Below are 3,768 nucleotides of genomic sequence, written 5' to 3' on the forward strand. Positions count from 1 at the left end.
TAGCTTTTTAACTTTACAGGATAGCTTATGATTATTTGAAGTTCTGCGGCTTTGATATAGCTTCTGTGCTATCTCAGCATTATAGTCACTATTTATACTAGTGCGATTAAGTTCCTTTTTTATAGCTCTTTCACTATAGCCAATTTTATTGGCTATTTGAGATGTTTGGTATCCTAATTTAAGTAATTCTTCTATGCAATATCTATTTGAAAGAGTTAAGTGCTTTGGCATTTTTTAGTTCCTTATCGTTTATTTTAGTTTCGTCAAAACCTAATAAACTATATTTGGAACTCTCTTTCAACTATTTAAAACTTTCAGAATACAATCTAGCAAATCTGTATTTTCAGGTACTTTGTGTAACAATTTTTGGAGGTAGTGTTATGGCGTTGGCTAAAACTCTAAAACCTCGCCACATTGAGCTAATAGCTCTTGGCGGTATTATTGGTATTGGCTCCTGTTTCTTTTTAGGTACAGTGTATGTTCTCTCAGAAGTTGATCCAGCTGCTATCATTGCTTATATATTAGCCGGTATCATAGTGTACTGCGTTACGCTATGCTTAGCTGAATTAACGGCAAATTCGCCAAACTCAGGATCATTTATCCACTATACAGCAAAATACGTCTCTCCTTCGATCGCGTGTGGGATGGGATGGTCATACTGGCTTAACTGGATAATTTATATTCCCTCGGAATGTATAGCTGGGGGAATAATCATGCATACATTTTTGCCTTCTGTACCAACTTATATGTGGGCAACTCTGTTTGGGCTATTTATAACAATCATAAACCTTACTAAAGTTAAGCTCTTTGGTGAGATTGGGTTCTGGTTAGCTCTTATAAAAATCATAGCTCTAGGACTATTTAGCTTAGTTGCTATACTTATATTTTTCAATATTATCAATAATGATACTCGTGGTGTACTAGGTAGCACTTATATTGTTGGTGAAGAGGGTTTTTTTCCTAAAGGAAAATTGATTCTAATCACAACAATGGTCATATTACTAGTAAATTTCCAAGGCTCTGAAATCATTGGATTAGCTGCAAGTGAATCTAATGATGCAGGAAAGCAAATGCCTAAAATTGCCAAACATGTAGCAGTAAGAATTGTAGAATTATATGTAATCCCAGCATTCCTATTAGCAACAATTTTTCCTTGGCAACAAATGAATTTAAGCGACTCTGTATTTGCTACAGCACTACAACACTATCACCTTAACAAATTTGCTGGAGCATTTGCATTTGTAGTATTAGTAGCTGCATTTTCATGTGCAAATAGTGGCTTCTATGCAGCTGTTCGTTCTCTATATGGATTATCTAAAATGCGAATGGCTCCTAGTATTTTTAGAAAATTAAATAGCTCTTCAATACCGCATTATGCTGTGTATGTAAGTATAGCTGGAGTATGGATATTTTTGATACTTTCATTTAAGTTAACTGCTTCGGCTGCGTTTACAAACCTACTTGCTATGTCAGGCTTCACAGCTACCATCCGCTGGATCTGTATATGCTGGTCACAATATAATTTTAGAAAGCAAATGCTACAAAAAAATGTAGTTGAAAAAATGGTATTCAAAACGCCATTATTTCCATATATACCTCTTTTTGGAATTTGGATACAAGTGTTATGCTTAGTACTAACATTATTTAACGAAGATATAAGAGGAGCTTTTTATTTTGGCGCTCCAGCGATGATTATCCCTTGTTGTGTATATTTTTTTATCTCAAAAAGAAAGAGTACAAAAATAATAAAAGAGCCTATTTTTTTGAAAAAGGTATTTTAAGCATACTTAAAAGAGGTTGAGTAACTTTAGAATCTCTATATTTACTTAGACCTATATCCATTTCAATATGTCCTTTCTTAGGATGAGCAATATAAGTGCCCATGATCTTATCCCACCAAATTAGATTAAAACCGAAATTAGAGTTTGTTTCAGCAGGTATTGTAGAGTGATGCACCCTATGCGTATCTGGTGTTACCATAAACAATCTCAAAAATTTATCAAACGATTTTGGTAAGCGAATATTGCCATGATTAAACAACGAAGTACCATTTAAAACAATTTCAAAAATGATAACTGCTAATACAGGTGCTCCAATAAGAAATATTGCCATAAATTTTATTAACATTGACAAAACCATCTCTACAGGATGAAAACGTAGTCCTGTGGTAACATCATAATCCAAATCAATATGATGAACCTTATGAAATCTCCATAGTAATGGTAAATAGTGAAATAATACATGCTGAAGATATATTGCAAAATCTAGAGCTAAAAAAGCTACTACAATCTTAAACCAAGCAGGTATATCAAAAAGATTCAATAATCCCAAATCATATTGCTGACAAAATATAGCCACTCCAACAGTAGCTGCAGGAAATAAGATTCTTAATATAAAAGTATCTAAAAACACTAGCAATAGGTTATTAAACCAACGAGAGACTTTAGAAATCTCTAGCTTGCGCATAGGAGCGACAATCTCCCAAATAGAAATCCCAAGAAGAATAAATAGAAAAAAACCTAACCTAGCTATAACCTCATAACTCATAATCTAATCCGTAATAACCCCACACCACATTCTAGTGCCTCCACCTCCTAGAGGTTTTGGAGTATCTGAGTAATTATCGCCTCCTTCATGAATCATCAAACTGTGTCCCTCAAGCTCTTCTAAAGAATCAAGTCTTGGTGCCACTATAGGTTCAGTCGCTGTACCATCAGCATTTACAACCAGCTCTGGCAAATCCCCTTTATGTCCATTGTCATTATAAGGACCAAGATGTTTACCAGTATTATCAGGATCCCAATGCCCACCCGCAGCCATACCATCATCATCACAACTAGGATTAATATGGATATGCATGCCGTGTACACTTGACGCTGGTAAATTATATAAATAAGGAGTAATAAGCATACCCTCTTGCTTACCATCATGAATATAAGGAGATATTGTAACCATGCCCACTTCTTTTTGAGTTTTAACATCTTTCATATGGACAATTAATTCAAAATCATGATTAAGGTCATACTCTTTCTTCTCAGGCATAAGTGAACAATTCGCCAACAAAAACGTAATCATCCCAACACCTAATAATTTATAAACATTATTCATATACACACCTCTAAAAATTGTAGTTTATACATTTACAATCATACAAATATTTATTTTTTTAATCCATAGTTTAAATTGCAATTAATGTTATCAACTATGCTAGATTGTATTCTCAATGTTTATAGAGATACCAAAATGTACTTCATTAGGTGTCAAGTAATTTAAACATTTCTTAGGTCTATTATTCAAGTCTATCTGTAACTTTCTAATGTATTGATGAGATATATTGTTAAAGTTAGTACCTTTAGGTATAAATTGTCTGATATACCTATTCATGTTTTCATTAGTACCTCTTTGCCAAGGACTGTATGGATCAGCAAAGAATACTTTGATGCCAGTCTTGCTAGTTAGCTTCTTATGTTTAGCAAACTCTTTACCATTATCAAATGTAGCTGTTAATATTTTATGACCATTAGATACTTTGTACAATATTCTATTGATTGAATTAGCTGTTCTATCTATAGACTTGGCTAAAATAGTAAATCTGCTAGCTCTATCGACCATTGTTACAATAGCACTTTTATGGTCTTTACCAACAATAGTGTCACCTTCAAAGTGATAAAGATTTTTTCTATTAGCACTGCTAGGTCTTTCAGAAATACTCGCTCTATCCTTTATCTTAACTTGTTTAGAGTCACCTTCTTTTTTGTATTTATATTG

Annotated in this window: 5 protein-coding genes; 1 reads left to right on the plus strand and 4 read right to left on the minus strand. The window is 33.4% G+C overall.

Features of this window, described 5'->3' with window-relative positions; translation table 11 throughout:
• Positions 1 to 231: helix-turn-helix domain-containing protein (locus F8C69_RS09495; RefSeq protein ID WP_159183974.1), on the minus strand; the 231-nt coding region annotated here is incomplete at its 3' end.
• 149 nt (positions 232 to 380) lie between these two features.
• On the opposite strand from F8C69_RS09495, the gene F8C69_RS09500 reads away from it, so the two are divergent.
• Positions 381 to 1,781, plus strand: a complete 1,401-nt coding sequence (locus F8C69_RS09500) for an amino acid permease (RefSeq protein WP_159184997.1) — start codon at positions 381 to 383, stop codon at positions 1,779 to 1,781.
• Here the strand turns inward: F8C69_RS09500 and F8C69_RS09505 are convergent.
• The 3 genes from F8C69_RS09505 to F8C69_RS09515 form a co-directional block, all read right to left on the minus strand.
• Positions 1,756 to 2,547, minus strand: a complete 792-nt coding sequence (locus tag F8C69_RS09505) for a sterol desaturase family protein (RefSeq protein WP_159184995.1) — start codon at positions 2,545 to 2,547, stop codon at positions 1,756 to 1,758. The genes F8C69_RS09500 and F8C69_RS09505 overlap by 26 nt on opposite strands.
• Positions 2,548 to 2,550: 3 nt before the next feature.
• On the minus strand, positions 2,551 to 3,108 hold the full coding sequence (locus tag F8C69_RS09510; RefSeq protein ID WP_159184996.1) for a superoxide dismutase family protein: 558 nt from the start codon (positions 3,106 to 3,108) through the stop codon (positions 2,551 to 2,553).
• A 99-nt stretch (positions 3,109 to 3,207) separates the two neighbouring features.
• Positions 3,208 to 3,768, minus strand: a 561-nt coding sequence (locus F8C69_RS09515) for an IS30 family transposase (RefSeq protein WP_159183759.1), incomplete at its 5' end; no start/stop codon positions are given.

The organism is Francisella noatunensis subsp. noatunensis (assembly GCF_009823375.1).
GTDB classification, from domain to species: domain Bacteria; phylum Pseudomonadota; class Gammaproteobacteria; order Francisellales; family Francisellaceae; genus Francisella; species Francisella noatunensis.

Excerpts from the sequence above, each read along its gene's own strand:
- F8C69_RS09505 (WP_159184995.1), bottom strand. The coding sequence starts at position 2,547 with ATGAGTTATGAGGTTATAGCTAGGTTAGGTTTTTTTCTATTTATTCTT.
- F8C69_RS09500 (WP_159184997.1), top strand. The coding sequence starts at position 381 with ATGGCGTTGGCTAAAACTCTAAAACCTCGCCACATTGAGCTAATAGCT.
- F8C69_RS09510 (WP_159184996.1), bottom strand. The coding sequence starts at position 3,108 with ATGAATAATGTTTATAAATTATTAGGTGTTGGGATGATTACGTTTTTG.